Source organism: Paenibacillus durus ATCC 35681 (genome assembly GCF_000993825.1).
Classification (GTDB): Bacteria; Bacillota; Bacilli; order Paenibacillales; family Paenibacillaceae; genus Paenibacillus_AQ; species Paenibacillus_AQ durus_B.
In genome coordinates, this window is the sequence record NZ_CP011114.1 from 2,657,275 (window position 1) to 2,675,119 (window position 17,845).

Annotated in this window: 17 protein-coding genes; 2 read left to right on the forward strand and 15 right to left on the reverse strand. The window is 53.0% G+C overall.

Annotation, left to right across the window (positions count from 1 at the left end):
• Nucleotides 1-16 precede the first annotated feature (16 nt).
• From topA to VK70_RS12165, 5 genes are all read right to left on the reverse strand, one after another.
• Entirely contained in the window at nt 17-2,116 is a 2,100-nt protein-coding gene (topA, locus tag VK70_RS12145) for a type I DNA topoisomerase (protein ID WP_025700243.1), read from the reverse strand.
• Nucleotides 2,117-2,208: 92 nt separating this feature from the next.
• Nucleotides 2,209-3,327 carry a DNA-processing protein DprA gene (gene dprA / locus VK70_RS12150; RefSeq protein ID WP_025700244.1) on the reverse strand — a complete coding sequence of 373 codons (1,119 nt, stop codon included), beginning with the start codon at nt 3,325-3,327 and terminating at the stop codon, nt 2,209-2,211.
• Nucleotides 3,328-3,537: 210 nt separating this feature from the next.
• A complete protein-coding gene (sucD, locus tag VK70_RS12155; RefSeq protein WP_025700246.1) occupies nt 3,538-4,467 on the reverse strand; it encodes a succinate--CoA ligase subunit alpha in 930 nt (309 codons plus the stop codon).
• A 57-nt stretch (nt 4,468-4,524) separates the two neighbouring features.
• Complete coding sequence (gene sucC / locus VK70_RS12160; protein ID WP_025700248.1) at nt 4,525-5,685, reverse strand: ADP-forming succinate--CoA ligase subunit beta; 1,161 nt, start codon at nt 5,683-5,685, stop codon at nt 4,525-4,527.
• Nucleotides 5,686-5,898: 213 nt separating this feature from the next.
• Nucleotides 5,899-6,360, reverse strand: a complete 462-nt coding sequence (locus VK70_RS12165; protein ID WP_025700250.1) for a MarR family winged helix-turn-helix transcriptional regulator — start codon at nt 6,358-6,360, stop codon at nt 5,899-5,901.
• 299 nt (nt 6,361-6,659) lie between these two features.
• On the opposite strand from VK70_RS12165, the gene VK70_RS12170 reads away from it, so the two are divergent.
• Nucleotides 6,660-8,387: a YifB family Mg chelatase-like AAA ATPase gene (locus tag VK70_RS12170; RefSeq protein ID WP_046723329.1), complete on the forward strand. Its 1,728-nt coding sequence runs from the start codon at nt 6,660-6,662 to the stop codon at nt 8,385-8,387.
• 176 nt (nt 8,388-8,563) lie between these two features.
• On the opposite strand, the gene VK70_RS12175 is transcribed toward VK70_RS12170, so the two are convergent.
• From VK70_RS12175 to rplS, 10 genes are all read right to left on the reverse strand, one after another.
• Nucleotides 8,564-9,100 carry a metallophosphoesterase gene (locus tag VK70_RS12175; protein ID WP_025695034.1) on the reverse strand — a complete coding sequence of 179 codons (537 nt, stop codon included), beginning with the start codon at nt 9,098-9,100 and terminating at the stop codon, nt 8,564-8,566.
• A gap of 198 nt (nt 9,101-9,298) precedes the next feature.
• Complete coding sequence (locus VK70_RS12180) at nt 9,299-9,706, reverse strand: hypothetical protein (protein ID WP_025695035.1); 408 nt, start codon at nt 9,704-9,706, stop codon at nt 9,299-9,301.
• Between the two features lie 185 nt (nt 9,707-9,891).
• Nucleotides 9,892-10,314 carry a YraN family protein gene (locus VK70_RS12185; RefSeq protein WP_036639673.1) on the reverse strand — a complete coding sequence of 141 codons (423 nt, stop codon included), beginning with the start codon at nt 10,312-10,314 and terminating at the stop codon, nt 9,892-9,894.
• Complete coding sequence (locus VK70_RS12190) at nt 10,298-10,612, reverse strand: EscU/YscU/HrcU family type III secretion system export apparatus switch protein (RefSeq protein ID WP_025695037.1); 315 nt, start codon at nt 10,610-10,612, stop codon at nt 10,298-10,300. Before VK70_RS12190 ends, VK70_RS12185 begins: the two co-directional genes overlap by 17 nt.
• A complete protein-coding gene (locus tag VK70_RS26490) occupies nt 10,609-11,118 on the reverse strand; it encodes a hypothetical protein (RefSeq protein ID WP_158454066.1) in 510 nt (169 codons plus the stop codon). The genes VK70_RS12190 and VK70_RS26490 overlap by 4 nt, the downstream gene beginning before the upstream one ends.
• Nucleotides 11,088-12,863 carry a hypothetical protein gene (locus VK70_RS12195; RefSeq protein WP_052756003.1) on the reverse strand — a complete coding sequence of 592 codons (1,776 nt, stop codon included), beginning with the start codon at nt 12,861-12,863 and terminating at the stop codon, nt 11,088-11,090. The genes VK70_RS26490 and VK70_RS12195 overlap by 31 nt, the downstream gene beginning before the upstream one ends.
• 165 nt (nt 12,864-13,028) lie before the next feature.
• On the reverse strand, nt 13,029-13,652 hold the full coding sequence (locus VK70_RS12200) for a ribonuclease HII (RefSeq protein ID WP_046723332.1): 624 nt from the start codon (nt 13,650-13,652) through the stop codon (nt 13,029-13,031).
• 359 nt (nt 13,653-14,011) lie between these two features.
• A complete protein-coding gene (gene ylqF / locus VK70_RS12205; protein ID WP_025698381.1) occupies nt 14,012-14,884 on the reverse strand; it encodes a ribosome biogenesis GTPase YlqF in 873 nt (290 codons plus the stop codon).
• A gap of 29 nt (nt 14,885-14,913) precedes the next feature.
• Nucleotides 14,914-15,534: a signal peptidase I gene (gene lepB, locus VK70_RS12210; protein ID WP_025698383.1), complete on the reverse strand. Its 621-nt coding sequence runs from the start codon at nt 15,532-15,534 to the stop codon at nt 14,914-14,916.
• Nucleotides 15,535-15,753: 219 nt separating this feature from the next.
• Complete coding sequence (rplS, locus tag VK70_RS12215) at nt 15,754-16,098, reverse strand: 50S ribosomal protein L19 (protein ID WP_025691343.1); 345 nt, start codon at nt 16,096-16,098, stop codon at nt 15,754-15,756.
• A 688-nt stretch (nt 16,099-16,786) separates the two neighbouring features.
• Here rplS and VK70_RS12225 point away from each other — a divergent pair.
• Complete coding sequence (locus VK70_RS12225; RefSeq protein ID WP_025698387.1) at nt 16,787-17,746, forward strand: DUF4097 family beta strand repeat-containing protein; 960 nt, start codon at nt 16,787-16,789, stop codon at nt 17,744-17,746.
• Nucleotides 17,747-17,845: the final 99 nt, after the last annotated feature.

A 17,845-nucleotide genomic window follows, 5' to 3' on the forward strand; every position in this document is an offset into this window, starting at 1 on the left:
TAAGTGTAAGAACTGTTTACTCCGCCGTTTCCTCTTCGCTTTCCTCCAGACTCTCGGTATGGTCGCATGACGTACACTGCAGCCGGGTTCCTTGTTTGTTCCGTTTCTCTACCATCCATGAGCCGCACTCCGGACACGGTTTGGAAGACGGTTTATCCCAGGAAACAAAGTCGCACTCAGGATACCGGTCGCAGCCATAGAAGACGCGTCCCTTCTTACTGCGCCGCTCCACAACCTTTCCTTCGTGGCATTTCGGGCAGCCGACCCCGATATCCTTGATAATCGGCTTGGTATTCCGGCAGTCCGGGAAGCCTGAACAGGCTAAAAATTTGCCGAAGCGCCCCAGCTTGTAAACTAGCGGCTTACCGCATTTCTCGCAAATTTCGTCGGAAACCTCATCCACGATCTCAATCTCTTTCATTTCCTCTTCGGCCACTTCAAGACGCTTCTCGAAGGAATTGTAAAATTCGGCAAGCACTTTTACCCAATCCTCTGCGCCTTCTTCCACATGGTCAAGATCGCCTTCCATATGAGCCGTAAATTCCACATCAAGGATTTCCGGGAAGAACTGCTCCATTTGTTCGATAACCAGTTCCCCAAGCTCAGTAGGCATGAACTTTTTTTCTTCTATGGCAACATAGCCGCGCTTCTGGATCGTTTCGAGCGTCGGCGCATAGGTGCTTGGGCGTCCGATCCCCAGCTCCTCCAGCGTCTTAACGAGACGCGCTTCCGTATAGCGCGGGGGCGGCTGCGTAAAATGCTGTTTCGGCTCGACTGCCTGCGAAATCAGCTTATCTCCGGCCTGCAACTGCGGCAGGTATTTCTCCTCTTCCGTTGTGCCGTCATCGTTGCCTTCCACATACACCTTCATAAAGCCGGGAAAGGACACCTTGGAACCGACGGCGCGAAACACAACTTCGCCAGCCTTAATATCGACTGACAGCGTATCCAGCCGGGCAGAAGCCATCTGACTGGACACAAAGCGTTCCCATATCAGCTTGTAAAGGCGGAACTGGTCGCGGCTGGTGAATTCCTTCACAGTGTCTGGATCGCGCAGCGCCGAGGTTGGGCGGATCGCTTCATGCGCGTCCTGTGCTCCGGCCGCCTTCTTGGAGTATTGACGCGGCGATTCCGGCAGAAAATCCTCCCCGTATTTGCTGGAGATCAATTCTTTTGCTTCTTCCTGCGCCGTCGCGGAAATCCGCGTGGAATCTGTACGCATGTATGTGATCAGACCAACTGTGCCTTCTTTACCGAGCTCCACACCTTCATACAGCTGCTGGGCGACAGACATCGTCTTGGCGGCCCGGAATCCGAGCTTGCGAGCGGCTTCCTGCTGGAGGGAACTCGTTGTGAATGGAGCCGACGGATGGCGCTGTCTTTCCTTTTCCTTCACTTCGCTGACGATGAAATCGGCGCCTTCAATCGCCTTCATTACTTCCTGTACGTCGCTCTCCCGCTCCAGTTCCTTTTTCTCGCCATTTAATTTATAAAATCTGGCATCGAATACGGAATCACGGATACCAAGCTTGGCGGTAATCGTCCAATATTCCTCCGGCACGAATGCCGAGATCTCATTCTCCCGGTCCATAATGATTTTGACGGCTACCGATTGTACACGGCCGGCGGACAGCCCCTTTTTGACTTTCTTCCATAATAAAGGGCTGATTTTATAACCAACGAGCCGGTCAAGGATGCGCCGCGCCTGCTGTGCGTTCACCAGATCCATATTTATTTTGCGCGGAGTCTTAAAAGCATCCTTCACGGCCTGCTTCGTAATTTCGTTGAACACAACGCGGCAGTCCTGCGTATTATCAAGTTCCAGCGCATGCGCCAGATGCCAGGCAATCGCCTCTCCTTCACGGTCCGGGTCAGCCGCCAGATAGACTTTTTTCACTTTTTTGCTTGCGTCCTTCAGCTCTTTGAGTACCGAGCCTTTGCCGCGAATTGTAATATATTTGGGATTAAAGTCATTCTCGACTTCTACGCCAATCTGGCTTTTGGGCAAGTCGCGAACATGTCCCATTGATGCCTTTACGATATATTTGCTGCCCAAATATTTGCCGATGGTCTTCGCCTTGGCAGGCGACTCGACAATGACCAAAGAATCAGCCACACAATCGTCCTCCTATAAGTTTGTCAGCATAAACTTCGTTGAATTTCTTCGCAGTTCACTTCGGAAGAATACGCCACAACCTCAAACTTCTATTATATAACCTTATATACTGCGCCTGGTAAGGATGTTACCGCTTTTTTTATGATTAAAGATAACAGAACGGAATGCAAATGTCCAAAATCCAGACCGCTTTTTTCCAACAGCTCATCCAGAGAACATGGTCCCTGATGCAGTATATGGTATAGGCGGGACTCGTCACTTGTCAAATTGTTTTCGCTGCATAGCATCCCAAACCCATCGTTCCCGGCCTCCCGATCCTGTGTAAAATCTGAGGGTTCTGGCAGCAGAGAGACGTACTCCGCCAGGATGTCGGCTGCGCCGGACACAAGCGCCGCTCCCTGTTTGATCAGCTCAAGCGCCCCCCTGCTTTTGGGGGAAGTAATCGGTCCGGGAACGGCAAATACATCCCTTCCCGCTTCAAGGGCCGCATCCGCTGTGATCAGGGAACCGCTGCGGCTGTCAGCTTCCACGACGACGGTTCCAAGAGTAAGCCCGGCAATAATCCGGTTGCGCTGCGGAAATAGGCCAGGGTGGCTTTTGGTGCCAATCGGATATTCGGTGATCACCAGACCTTCGCATGAAATCCGCTCCAGCAACTCTCGATTCTCCGGAGGGTATATTTTGTCCATCCCGGTAGCCATGACGGCCACGGTTCCCCCTCGCTGCCCCAGCGCGGCTTCATGACAGATACTATCGATTCCGCGGGCCAACCCGCTGACAACGGCAAGGCCGCCAGCGGCCAATTCCTCGGCGAGAACGGCTCCAACCTTGCGGCCGTAAGCCGTTGGAACACGCGTGCCAACCAGCGCAATGCCGGGTCTATGCAGCAGCTCAGCCCGTCCCCGGTAGTATAGTACCCAAGGGGGCTGGGATATTTCCTTCAGCAGCTGAGGATATCCATCATCGTATAGCGTAACCATCGATACATTGGCCGATTCCATGAGAGAACGGCGCTCTTCAACCCAATCCGGGGTTAGAATTTTCGGCAGCTTTGCAGACATTCCCGGCGTTAGGCCAACTCTCTCCCAGTCCTCCGCAGTACAGTCAAACGCCTTCTCTGATAAAAATCCCGCTTTGCGGATTTTGTCAATGCTCCTCCAGCCGATGCCCTCCACTTCATGCAAACCGAATAATATATCCCGATTGTTCATACTTAGACTCTCCCTTTGTATAGAAGGCGCATGCCCTTCCTATTTTGTGTTACTCGCAGCGCAAACGCAAAAAAGCAACCTTCTATTCCCCTAAAGAGAATAAAAGGTTGCTTACCTTTGTTATTATTATACACCATTGAACCGTTACCGGAAGTACCGTTTTTGTCAGGGAACAGCGGCCCGGGAATACGGCGGCGCTTCACAAAGAACTTAATGCGTCGTGCAAGCGTTTAAAATCCCTTTTTCTTCCAGTACGCTTACCAGCGTGGAACCCATTTCAGCGGGTGTTGGAGCAACTCTGATGCCGCAGGCTTCAAGGACAGCGATTTTCTCGCTCGCCGTACCCTTTCCGCCCGAAATAATCGCGCCGGCATGACCCATGCGCTTGCCTGGAGGGGCTGTCTTTCCCCCAATGAAGCCGACTACCGGCTTGGTCATATGGTCACGAATCCACACGGCGGCTTCCTCCTCTGCCGTTCCGCCGATCTCACCGATCATAATGACCGCCTTCGTACTGGGATCATCGTTAAATCTTTTTAAAATATCGATAAATTCCGATCCCTTGACCGGATCGCCTCCGATGCCGACCGCCGACGACTGGCCGATCCCCCGGGTTGTCAATTGATGAACCGCTTCATAGGTAAGCGTTCCGCTGCGGGAAACGACGCCGACATACCCCGGCATGTGGATATAGCCCGGCATGATGCCGATTTTACATTCCCCAGGCGTAATGATGCCCGGACAGTTCGGACCGATCAGCACGGTTGAGCGGCCTTCCAGATAACGCTTCACCTTCACCATATCAAGCACCGGAATTCCCTCTGTAATGCAAATTACAAGATCGAGCTCGGCGTCCACTGCTTCCATAATCGAGTCGGCTGCATAAGCCGGAGGCACATAAATCACGCTGGCGGTTGCGCCCGTCGCCTTCTTGGCATCGATCACCGTATTGAAGATAGGCATACTTACAATTTGGCCGTCATTCAGCGTGATGTCAAATGAGGTGCCTCCTTTTCCCGGGGTAACGCCGCCCACCATCTTCGTGCCGTACTCCAGCGCACCTTTCGTATGGAACAAGCCCGTCGAGCCGGTAACCCCCTGCGTGATGACTTTCGTATTTTTATCGACAAGAATGCTCATCCATATTCACATCCTATTCCTTTTTGTAAAGTACAGGAAATCGCGGCAAATCTGTCGTTACTGCACCAGTGAGACAATTTTCTGAGCTCCGTCAGCCATGGAATCCGCCGAAACGATATTCAGTCCCGAACCGGACAAAATCTGCTTGCCCAGCTCCACGTTAGTGCCTTCAAGATGGACAACGAGCGGTTTGGTCAGACCCAGCTGCCCGGCCGCCTCCACCACTCCGCTGGCAATCACGTCGCAGCGCATAATCCCGCCGAATATGTTAATGAAAATCCCTCTCACTTTAGAGTCGGACAAAATAATCTTGAACGCCTCGGTTACTTTCTCCACGGTTGCGCCGCCGCCCACATCAAGGAAGTTGGCCGGTTCGCCTCCGTAATATTTGATGATGTCCATCGTCGCCATCGCCAATCCTGCACCGTTGACCATACAGCCGATATTGCCATCCAGCGCAATATAGCTCAGATCATACTTAGAGGCTTCGATTTCCTTCTCGTCTTCCTCGTCCAGATCGCGTAAATCCTGAATATCCTTATGGCGAAACAGCGCATTGGAGTCAAAATTCAGCTTGGCGTCCAGCGCCAGAACGCTGCCGTCCTTCGTGATAACCAGCGGATTAATCTCGGCAATCGAGCAGTCTTTATCCACAAAAGCGGAATAGAGCGCTTGCATAAACTTGACCGCCTTGCCAATGAGATCATTCGGGATGGAAATATTGTAGGCCAGCCTGCGTGCCTGAAACACCTGCAGTCCCACCGCCGGATCAATGGTTTCTTTAAAAATCTTCTCCGGGCGTAGGGCCGCCACCTCTTCGATTTCAGTTCCGCCCTCTTCGGAACCCATCAGCACGATGCGCCCCGTTCCCCGGTCGACCACAAGCCCAATATAATACTCCTTGAGGATTTGGCAGCCCTCTTCGATGAGCAGCCGTTTTACGACTTTGCCTTCCGGACCCGTCTGGTGTGTCACCAATGTCTTGCCAAGAATTTCTCCGGCATATGAGCGGACTTCATCCAAATTCTTTGCGACCTTGACGCCCCCGGCCTTTCCTCTGCCCCCCGCATGGATCTGCGCTTTCACAACGGCGATGGGACTGTTCAGCTCCTGAGCCGCGGCCACCGCTTCCTCCACGGTAAAAGCCACTTTCCCATTCGGTACGGTGACGCCGTAACTTTTCAGCACTTCTTTTCCCTGATACTCGTGGATATTCATTCCGGAAGCCTCCTAAAATGTAGTGGAACCCGCAGGCAGCCTGCAGACTTTCCGCTTTCCGTATTGATTACCGCTAATTTGGAAACCCAGAATATTGTATCATGTTTTTAAAACGCTTACCTCATAAATCTTTCATGGTTTATACATACATTTTCGCATGGTTTCATACCATAATGCGAACGATATCATTGACAAGCTTCCCGTTCATTGATTTCAATTGCGAGAATTTGCTTGATGCACCCTGTTCAATAAACTGCGGAACTGCAGAAGGAGATCTCCGAATTCCTCTTTGGACATTTTCATTCCTTCAATCATTACACCCGGGATTTCCTTGGCTTTATCCTGAAGCGCCCAGCCTTCCTCCGTTGGAGAAATCAGCACTTTGCGCTCATCTTCCTGCGAACGCTCGCGAATAATCAGTCCAGCGGCCTGCAGCCGCTTCAGCAGCGGGGTCAGCGTGCCGGAATCAAGGTACAAGGCGGCGCCAATCTCCTTGACCGTACATTGCTCTTTCTCCCAAAGAACAAGCATAACTAGATATTGTGAATACGTAACGCCCAGCGCATCGAGAAATGGCTGATACAGCTTCGTGATCTCACGCGAACAGGCATAGATTGTAAAACAAAGCTGGTTATCGAGCAGCAGTTCTGGAGTGATCGTTGATTTTTGTGTCATAGATAATATTCACCTGCTTTCTTTCCTTAATTTTATCATATTTTGCTGTTTGAATGTTAATTGCGAAAAATCGTTTGACTTTAATTTAATTAGTGTTAAATTATTTTGTATAAAATATTAATTTATCGCGTTGCAGCTTGACGGTGCAGAAGCAGCTTCGGTTGGCATTGGGTATTGATTTGTACCTTGAATGATTTATATAATGGATGCAGAGCAATATTTTCGGAAAATGAGGAAGCACCTCTTTACTGAAGCTTTGCGCACATGATGTGCCGACTTTAGGAGTGAGGTGTTTTGTTATGTATGGAAAAATGCACAGTGCGTGCCTGTATGGAATTGAGGGCGTAATGATCGGGGTAGAGGTGGACCTCGCAAACGGCTTGCCGCAGACCCATATTATCGGGCTTCCCGACTCTGCCATACGCGAGGCGGCTCTTCGCGTCCGCTCCGCCGTAAGGAATTGCGGCTTCCGCTATCCGCAGCAGCGGGTTACCATTAATCTGGCCCCGGCCGATCTTCGTAAGGAAGGCTCAGCTTTCGATCTGGCGATCGCTGTCGGCATTCTGACGACAAGCGGCCAGCTTGTGCTGCCGTCCGCAAGAAAGATGCTTATGATCGGCGAGCTTGCGCTTGACGGCAGCCTCCGTCCGGTAACCGGTGTGCTGCCGATGATCGAAGCCGCCCGAAAGGCCGGTTTCGGGGCCGTGCTGCTGCCGCGCGGCAACGCGGCGGAAGCGGCTTTAATCGGCGGCATGCTGGTCTATGCTCTTGATCATCTGCGGGATCTGCGGGGATCAGAGCCGCCCTGCGCACTCAACATAAGCGAGCCGGAAGAACAGAATGACTCCTGTGAGGACGCCAAGGCAGCAGGTTCAGTCGATATCCATGCAGCGGATGGGCTGAACGACGAAGTTAACAGCCTGCCGTTTCCGGTAACGATGAGCAGCGGGCCAAGCCCATCTCAGCCCGTGATGGCGCTGTCGCTGGAGCATCTTCGTTATATTGCCCCTGTTGGCTTCTCAACCATCTCTGAACCGGCGGAAGCGATGCAGGAAGACTACAGCGATGTGCTGGGCCAGCATCACGTCAAACGGGCGCTCACCATTGCCGCCGCCGGAATGCATAATCTTCTTCTTATTGGCCCGCCCGGCACGGGCAAGACGATGATGATTAAGCGCCTGCCCGGGATTCTGCCTGCCCTGACCGACAGCGAAGCGCTAGAGGTCACCCAAATATTCAGCGCCGCTGGCAAGCTGAAGGACCCTCACCAGGGACTGATTCGGGAAAGACCCTTCCGCTCGCCCCATCACACCATTTCCGGGGCGGGTTTGATCGGCGGCGGCAGCGTTCCGAAGCCGGGCGAGGTCAGTCTCGCGCATCGGGGCATTCTGTTCCTCGACGAGATGCCTGAATTCTCGCGCAGCGTGCTGGAAGTGCTGCGACAGCCGCTGGAGGACCATGTCGTAACGATCAGCAGGGCAAGGGCCGCTTTTACCTTTCCGGCTCGATTTATGCTCGCTGGTTCAATGAATCCGTGCCACTGCGGTTTCCTCGGAAGCGGGCATCCCCAGCAGCGCTGCACATGCAGCCCGGCGCGCATCGTGCAGTACCGCGGGCGAATCTCGGGGCCGCTCCTGGACCGCATCGACCTCCAGGTGGATGTGCCAAGGCCCAGAGAATGGGATGTCAACGGAAGAAGCGCTGGAATGTCGACGGCGGAAATGCGCTCCCAAGTGGAAGCGGCTCAAGCCATTCAGGCTGAGCGCTACCGGGGCCTGCCCATCTCCTGGAACAGCGAGCTATACGGCACATCCCTGCGCCGCTACGCCGACCCCGGTCCCGAGGGCGCCCGCATGCTGCACTCGCTGCTCGAGAACCTGGGACTCAGTATGCGGTCTTATGACCGCATACTGAAGCTGTCCCGTACCATCGCCGACCTGGACGGGGCGGACCGGATTTCTTCCGCGCACATCGCGGAGGCGCTGCAGTACCGCAACCTGGACAAGCAACCTTCGGAAGAGGAATAGAATCCGAGCGTTCTTTTCACTTAATATTATAGAAGAAAAAAATTGACGAAATGTGGGAATCGCCGCAAAAAGTATGTTTGGGCGAAGAGTCATCACTGTATTCGGATAACAATCCGGCTCGTTCTATTAACATCTGCTGCAGATGCACCAGCCGGTTAAACGCAAGATAGGCTAAGTTAATCAACTTTCGGCCGGGGACTCCCACTCGATTCCTGTTGTGAGGCCAAGACTTCCATGATGGCTTCAAATGATACCGGCTTATAATTCCAGTGCTCCACGCTGACATTGAAATGGTTGATCCCTTCGTATTTTTGCCCATGGATATGTCCGTGGATATTTACGTACGGCATATGCCGATTCATGTACAAAGGCTCATGGGTAAGCAGAAAAAAATCCTTATAAATAATGCCGTTCCCGCTCACTTCCTGAAATCCGGCATCCAGCCACCAACTGCGGGAACGGTCGCGGTCATGATTGCCCAGAATCAGCGTCTTATAACCGTTCAGCCGGGACAATATTTGGCTTGTCTCCTCTTTCCCCAAATAAGAAAAATCCCCCAGATGAAATACCTGGTCCTCTTGCCCAACCGTATCGTTCCAGCTCGCAATCATCGATTCATTCATCTGCTCCGTATTCTCGAACGGCCGGGATTCATAATCAATAATGGCTTTATGCCCAAAATGATGATCCGATGTGAAATAGACTTTTGCCATCTAGCCCTCTCCTCCTCTGTATACGATTGTATATGTATAAAGACAGCCTTATATAAAGAAATGCTTACTTAGTGCTTTTTCCATGCATGGCAAACAGGCCCCGCACGCGACTCTTGCCAGTTCCGCCCGAAGCCCGGATGCAATCCCGCTTACCTTTGTGCCTGCTGTGCAAGCTCGAAACTTCCGCTTTTCACCGTTTCATAAATTTCGTTTATGGAGCCGCGGATTGTCAGATGAGTGCATCAACTCGGCAAGAATCGGCGTACCCTCATTCTCAATCAGCCATTGCCGCATTATTTTAATGGCCTCAACCTGCCCGGCTCCGTCATCCCGCCAGGTCAATAGTTCAATTACTTTGATAATCAGCATCATCAAGCTTGTATTGCTGCTCTGTGACTTATCTGCGCGTATTTTTTGGAACAGCGCTTCATTTTCCCAATCCATTAATATTTCTTCCGCGATCGCCGGCCTCATGACAGTAAAAGTCTGACGGCAAGAGCCGCAGCTAATGGTCGTAACCGGCTCTGTATTAAATACAACTCCAATTTCCTGCCCGCAATGTTGGCACACAAATTTAACATGTACATCATAAGGTTGTTGGTTCACTCGGACAGCCTCCTCTTGGATGTAATAAACGGTTACACTAATGTATACCCATTTTCATTTGGGACTGACCCATAGCGCCGCCAATTTGAATCTCTCATCCCATAGCCAACGAGCCTTGATTACTCAAAAGTAAATATTTCCCATCCGGCAGGCATTTGCACTTTTGCGTATAAATCCCTCCGTTATTAGAACGCCTCGCAAATATGATTGAGCGAAACGATACTTAAATCCCGGTTTAACCTTACGGTAATGACATCAAAAGACACGAGGCGTTCGCCTTGATGATTGGCATGCATGTACACCCCCGCTGTCCGCCGCACCTGGTCTATCTTGCGGGCATCTACCGATTCCTCCGGGGTTCCCTGCGTCAGGTTCCCGCTTCGGCTGCGTACTTCGACAAAAACGAGGCGGCCGCCCTGCTCGGCAATAATGTCGATCTCTCCCGTCCGGCAGCGCCAGTTGCGCTCCACAATGGCATAGCCTTTGGCCGAGAGGTAAAGCACGGCCGCTTCTTCGGCCGCTCTGCCTTTTTGCTTGCGGTTATAACAAGCTTCATCACTCTTGGCGTAATTCCCAGCCTTCCCGCTGAGCTCATTCAATTCGTTCATCCCATTCCCTGGTTCCGGCAGCGGCATCACTGCGGTAGACATAACTTAATATTTCAGCTACAAGGTGATATAATTCGGGCGGTATTTGCTGGTCGAGATCAAGCTTGGAGAGCACCTCGACTAACGCGGCATCCTCCTGGACGGGAACCCCGTTTTCTTTTGCCTTCTCCAAGATCGCTTCGGCAATGTTTCCCCGTCCCTTGGCGACAACGACCGGAGCTTCGGTCTTCCCCGGCACGTATTTGAGCGCCACCGCTTTTTTCATGCTGTATAGGAGTTCATCGGGAGAATCTTTCATATGCGGTAATCCACTCCTCTGTAAGAATCGGGAACGTAATCGTCCGGGATGCCCGGTCCCTTGCCCTGCTTTTCGGTATTTTGAACAGGGAACGGCTCTGCCTTAAAGGAGGAAAGCTGATAGCCAATCGTCTCGATCGCGGACTTGATCTCATCCTTTGATGATTCCAGCAGCTCCTGCGCCCATGACTCGTTATTGTGCAGCTTCAGGCTGACAATCCGGTCAACGACCTGCACATCGACGAGCGTCTGACCGAGAGCCTTCATATCCAAATCGAACCACAGCCGGCAATTTGCCGCATCCAGCTCCCCCTTCGGCCCCCGGCGGGACTGTATATGGACGGATGCAGTCTCCTCCCCGTCCGGTCCTTTTAGCGGCAGGAACAGCGTAACCTGCGCAAACGGCGCCGTCCGGTCCGTATTCAGCAGCAGCTGTTGGCCGGTCAGATGCTGCACCAGCTGCCCCGCGGCTTCTTTCAGCGCCGCGGGAACATCGCTGCTGCCCATTGCCTGCAGCAGCACGCCCTTGACCGTGTCGCCGGTCCGCTCCCCGGCGACCGCTCCCGGCGCGCCCTGCGGATGCGCCGGGCCCAGCTCCGCAGCGGCGGCGAATAGCCCCCGCCGCCGCTGCGGAGCGCCTGCTGCTCGTGCTCCGCACCGAGCAGCTTGAGCACCCGCGCCACCCAGGCTCCGCCTTGGGTGGCGTCAGGCTGCGGCGCAGCCGCAGCCAGGGCCGGCCCGCGCGCGGCATCCGCGCGGGAGGGCTCTCCCGCCGCGTCCGACGGCGGGAGAGCGGCGAGCTGCGGCAGCGTGTCACGCAACTCGCCGAGCACGCCCTGCAGCTTCGCGAGCAGGGCGCCAGCCCGCGGCTGCGCCTCTGCTGCAGCCAGCCCTTTTACGGCCCGCGCTTCATCAGCGGCCGATCCATCAGCCCGCACTCCCCCGGTCCGCGTCTCATCCGCCGCCGACTCATCGGCGCGTACGCCTCCGGCACCCGCATCATCAGGTGCCGATCCACCAGCCTTCACTTCGCCTGCGGCCACACCGCTATTCTGCACCCTGCTGGCCCGGGTCTCATCAGCCGTCGCTCCTCCCGCCCGCGCTTCTCCGGTCCGCGCCTGCGTTTCAGCTGCGGTCACCCCCCGGCCTGACTGCACATTTTCAGCCCCGGCTTCACTAGCAGCTTGTCCGCCTTCCGATATGCTTGCGCCATTAACCGCTGCTTCGCTGCTTCCTGTCAGGCCTTTGCCGGTGACTCCGCCGGGGGCTTGCGCTTCGCTTCCATCCGCTTCCATCCCCCGCCCAGGCTGTGTCTTTCCGTTAATACCTTCAACCGTATCCGGATCTCCTTGTGTCCCGGCTGCCGACAGAGTTGCCGCGCTTCTGTCTGCCGATTCCCCGGCGGCTTCCGTCTTCGCCGCTTCGCTCCCCGCTCCGGCACTAGCACGACCAACCGTATTAGAATCCGTTCCGGGAGTCGGCAGCTTTTCGCCCGAAGGCTCCGCATTTCCCGCCTGCGCTCCAGTGTCTAAAGTTTTCGCCGCTCCGGCAGATCCCACTGCTTGATTGGCGGGATTTCCGGTGATACCCTCATCCGCTTCAGACGAAGCGCCAGTACCGGCGCCTAGCTGTGCAGCCAATCCTTCGCCGCCGCCCTTCTGCTGCTCCATCCACAGGTTCAACTGATCCTCCAGCGCGGACAGCAGCTGGTGAAGCTGCGGCCCGAACACCGCCTGTTGGAGTCCTCTGACACTTTCAGGAGTTACCGGAAGACCTCTTTTTTCCGCAATGACAGCCGCTTCCAGCCACTCCTGCACAGGCACATTCGCCGGCTTGGCGCCCATAATCAGATTCAGCTTGGCGGCCGTTTCCTTGGTCAGCGGCAGCTCACCGGCCTGCATAGCCTGGATGATTTCGCGCCCTGCCTTTGAATCGGTCAGACCAAGCGCACTCAGCGCCTCCCCCATCGTCTGCGGGGAAGCGCTGCTGCCCGCCGGAGCGGGCTTCAATACAGGCATCCCCCGATCCCCCGGAGGTCCCACCTGCAGATTTAGTGATTGCCCCGGTTGCAGCGGCGTCTCCAGCTCTGCACGCACAGGCGTACCGTGAATTTGCACCAGCGCTTCTTTTCCCGACTCCGATACACCCAGAACAACGCCGCGGACGATCTGTCCTTCTTTCAATTCCAGTGTTTTCGCTTCTCCAGGCTTGCTGTCTCCCAGCAGTCCGCGAATCAAAGACCCAATGTTCACGCCGCTTCCTCCTGTCTTCTTATCTTCTTGCTTTTATATCGGCATCCGCCGCCATTTTTGCAAGTGAAGCGGTTTGCACTCCATTTTTATCTTGTAAAAAAATAGCCCGGCGTAATAACGTCACCGGACTGCCCTGCATCTATATTTCTCATTTTTAAAAATCTGCTAAAATAATGCAGGCTGCTCCACCAGGATTCTCCCCAAAAAGCTGCGCCGATGCATCGGCGTCGGCCCCAGCGTTACAATCCGCTCGCGGTGAAGCTTTGTCGCATAACCTTTATGTATCGCAATCCCGTAATCCGGATACAAGTCCTCCCATGATCCTTCGCACAGCCTGTCGCGGGTCACTTTAGCTACGATGGACGCCGCCGCGATCGATTGACTGTTGGCATCCCCTTTGATAATTGCCCGCTGCGGCAGAGGGAGATCGATCTTTTCCGCGTCAATCAGCATATAATCGGGCAGGATGCCCAGACCTTCAACCGCTTTTTTCATAGCCAGCCTTGAAGCCTGCTTGATATTGATTTCATCAATCATGGAAGAGTCCACATGCCCCACACTGACAGCCAGCGCCTGCTCCATAATTAAATCGTACAGCGCTTCGCGTTTTTTGGCCGTCAGCTTTTTGGAGTCGTCTACTCCCTCGATAATCAGACCCTCCGGCAAAATGACCGCAGCCGCAACCACGTCGCCGAACAGACAGCCTCTGCCTACCTCGTCCACCCCGGCAATGCGGCAGTAGGACTGCTCCCAGCCCTCTTTTTCATAGAATAGCATATCGATATCCATCCGTTTACCCACCTGCCAAAATTGTAATTTCCGCTGCTTATCGCCTGCTTCTTATTCAAGCTTACCACAGGCCGGCGGGCAAGGTCACTCCACTATTTACACGGGTTCTTTTTCCATAGCCGCTCAGTTAACACTGCCATTGCTTATACCTTCTAATTATTGAAACGCAAGGTTACGCAAAAAGTTTCTCCGCTTAAGCTACGCTCTTCCCCTTCAACGCAAAAAAAGAGCCGCCAAAATGGCGAACTCTTCATCTGCAGCGTGCTGCTATTCAATTGCTGGTTATGCATAAACTGTATTGCCCCCGGAAGACCTTCTTTCGTTCCGGCCTGCCATGATCAAGTACACAACCCGCGCTGTTAGCCTTTGGTGTCCGGAGCCTCCAGCGTGAACCGACCCAGCTTGCCGGCACGCAGCTCATGCAGCAGAGTACGGGAAGCCTTCTCAAGATCCACTCTACCTCCGCTGACAAGGCAGCCGCGCTTACGGCCCACCGCTTCCATGACCGCCACAATTTCGTCCGGGTTCTCCAGATCCTCTGGAAGCTTGTCAATCCCGTAGCGCTCCCGGAATCTGTCACCGTAGTCCCGCAGCAAATATTTGACCGCATAGAACGCGATGTCTTCCACATTGAGAATCTCCTCGCGAATCGCTCCGGTAATCGCCAGCCGGTAACCGACCTGCTGATCCTCGAACTTCGGCCATAATATCCCCGGGGTATCGAGAAGCTCAAGGTTGCCTCCCGTCTTGATCCACTGCTGTCCCTTCGTTACGCCCGGACGGTCGCCCGTAGCTGCGATGTTGCGGCCGGCCATCCGGTTGATCAGCGTAGATTTGCCCACATTGGGAATGCCGACGATGAGCGCCCGCATTGCCCGCGGATTCATCCCTTTGGCGATCTGCTTGTCGATCTTTTCTTTGAGCAGAAGCTTGACCTGATCCGGAATTTCCTTGACTCCGTTACCGGTCGAGGCGTCGACGAGATGCGCGGCATGCCCCTCTCTCTTGAAAAAAGCAAGCCACTGCCGGTTCATCTCGGGGTCGGCCAGATCGCTTTTGTTCAAAATAATAAGCCGCGGCTTATCCCGCAAAATATCGTCAATCATCGGATTGCGGCTGGACAGCGGAAGACGGGCATCGAGCAGTTCTATAGCAACGTCAATGAGCTTCAATTTATCCTCGATTTGCCGTCTGGCCTTCGTCATATGACCCGGAAACCATTGTATGGTCACTGCCCATCGCCTCCTTTGAGTAAGTTATGCTAATGCTTAATCCATTCCATATCCGACACCGGCCAGAAAATTACATCGGCCCGGCCGACGATATCGCCGAGCGGAATATAGCCGATCATCCGGCTGTCCGTGCTGTCGGAACGGTTGTCCCCCATAGCGAATATATGGCCTTCAGGCACGACTCCGTCCTTAATTTCCTCGTTAGGGAAGTTCTTGTTGTTGTATAGCTGGTTGTTCTTATGCGCTTGGTCGATTGCTCCCTGTATGTAGGGCTCGTCTACCTTTTTGCCGTTTACAGTTACTACGTCGCCTTCAACTTTTACGGTATCCCCGGCTACGGCGATAACCCGCTTGATGAAATCCCTGCCTTCGGAAGGCACGTGAAATACAATAACTTCGCCCCGCTGCGGGGACCGGAAGTCATACAGAATTTCATTGACGATTACCCGCTCGCCGGTATGGAAGTTCGGCTTCATGGAGGGTCCGTCCACAATAAACGGTTTGAATAACAGCCAACGAATCAGAAAAACCAGTATTAAAGCGATCGCGATCGCTTTTACCCATTCCAACGCTTCATTCTTTTGCTTAGGCGGAACCTGCGAAGCCTGATTCTCACCCTCGTCTTGTCCCTGCTGTAAATCCTGCTGCATAGTTCACCGTCCTCTTCTTAACCTTGCCTAGCCAAGGATTTTTTATGAACCGTCTCCAAACAAGTCAAAAAAACTTCAACCCAAAAAACCTCTGCAATAATTTCGTCAGAAGGCTTTTTCGAAAGAAGCCCGTCCCCAGCTTTATCTATCTGTAAGTATGTCATAATCTTAATAAACGAAAAGGGCTTGAAATCAAGCCCCTTTCCTTTGCCGCTTGGATTAGCGACGAATCTCTTTAATTCTTGCGGCTTTACCACGCAGTTCACGCAGGTAGTACAGCTTAGCGCGGCGAACTTTACCATGGCGAGTTACTTCGATTTTGTCAATCTTAGGCGAGTTGATTGGGAATGTTCTTTCCACACCAACGCCGTAAGAAATTTTACGAACCGTAAAAGTCTCGCTGATTCCGCCACCGCGGCGTTTGATTACAACGCCTTCGAACAGCTGAATACGTTCGCGGCTTCCCTCGATGACCTTAACGTGCACTTTCAAAGTGTCGCCAGGGCGAAAGCTCGGGATATCTTTGCGGAGCTGTTCTTGTGTAATTTCTTGCAAAATATTCATTAAGGACTTCCTCCTTCCGTACAAGTGTTCATGCCTCTTCCGGAGAAATCTTCGTTCTCCTTCATCATCTGCAGCGGACCACCGTATTCCACACAACAGAAATAATGATACCATATCAGGCCAATGAATACAACCTATTTATGAAATTATAGGGGAAGCATATCCCGCTTTTTGGCCTTTGCTTGACAGTCCTTGCATAAACCGACAACCGAGCCGTCATCCTGTGCATAAAAAATAAGCTTACCGTTTTTCTTTTTGCAGCTGGAGCAGGGCTGTTCATCCGTACTTTTCCGCGATTTGCGGTGCACATCCAGCGGAATCACATTATTCTTTGGAACATTTCCCTTTTTCGTCTTCCTTGTGTTCAGAACCCGTGTTACAGCATAAATGACAGCTACCGCCAACAAAATCATGAGGAATACAATGTATCGCATCAGCAAGTATCCTTTCTTTTGGGGGCTTTATTTATTATTATACGGGAAGTCTTTTTTCTGAAACAACTTTTTAGGCCGATGCCGAATTCTTGTAGGATGTTTGCCAGTGCAGCAGCCCCTTTTCTCTAACTTCCCCAACTTTGGTCTAGTTTAGCGCCAGTCTCCAGCCTCTTTTTCAATAAATTCCCATAAGATATAATGCGGTTAGTACATATTTCAGGCAACAATTTTTGGAAGAAAAAGGGGAAATCGACTTGAGAAAAAGTATGAAGAAAGTGACAATGGCTGCCCTACTTGCGGCGCTGCTTCTGGCAGGCTGTACACCGCTTCCAGGGAAGTCGGCGGACAGCGCGAGCAACGAGATGGAGACCTCCATGCAGGACATCGGGGAGGCAGCGAAGACATTCGGCGAGACCGTTCAGCAAAACGCCGGGGAGATAGCGGGTAGCGCCGCGCAAACGATTGAAGACACTGCGGATCATGTATCGGATCAGCTCAAGTTTGGAAGAATCACCAAAGAACTCTCCACCCAGAGTCCAGTCGGTTCGGCATCGGCGCTTGTGCTGGATAATTCGGTAGGCGATATTGAAGTCAAGCCAGGCCGTGGAGCCGACTTAAAAGTCACCGCAACGATCATTTCTTACAATACGCTTGGCAAAAAAGACGACAGTCAGCACATTTTAGACAACGCCGAAGTATCCATTCGGGAGAGTAACGGCGCACTGAAAGTGAACACTCATCCCCAAGATAAGCCTGACACCGATTTTTGGTCATGGGCAAGCAGAACGTACGGCACCTCGGATTTCAGCATCTCATACATTATTGAAATTCCCGCAAGCATTAACCGGTATGACATTAAGGGCGATGTCGGAAAAATCAAGCTTCATGAATTAACGGGCACCTATCACATCTCCAGCGATGTCGGAAGTGTAAGTGTTGAAGACGCACATATTACGGGGAAATCCAGCATAAGCACCGACACCGGCAGCATTTCACTTGGTATTGCCGAAATGGATCGCAGCTCCTCCCTCACAGCCAACACTGATGTAGGCAGCATAAGCGCAGCCTTGAAGCAATCGGTGAGCTGCACCCTTGATGCGGATACCGATCTCGGCCGCGTCTCAGGAGTGCCCTCTGGCAAAAGCGATATCAATGGAGGCGGGCCGCTCCTCTCCCTCTCCTCATCCGTTGGTGCGATCAACGTAACGAAATAGTGGTTATGACATACAATAAAAATAGCAGCAAAAAACCGCAGCCTGCCAATCTCGAATTGGTTAGGTTGCGGTTTTTAAGTTCAAGAAAATCGGAGTAGC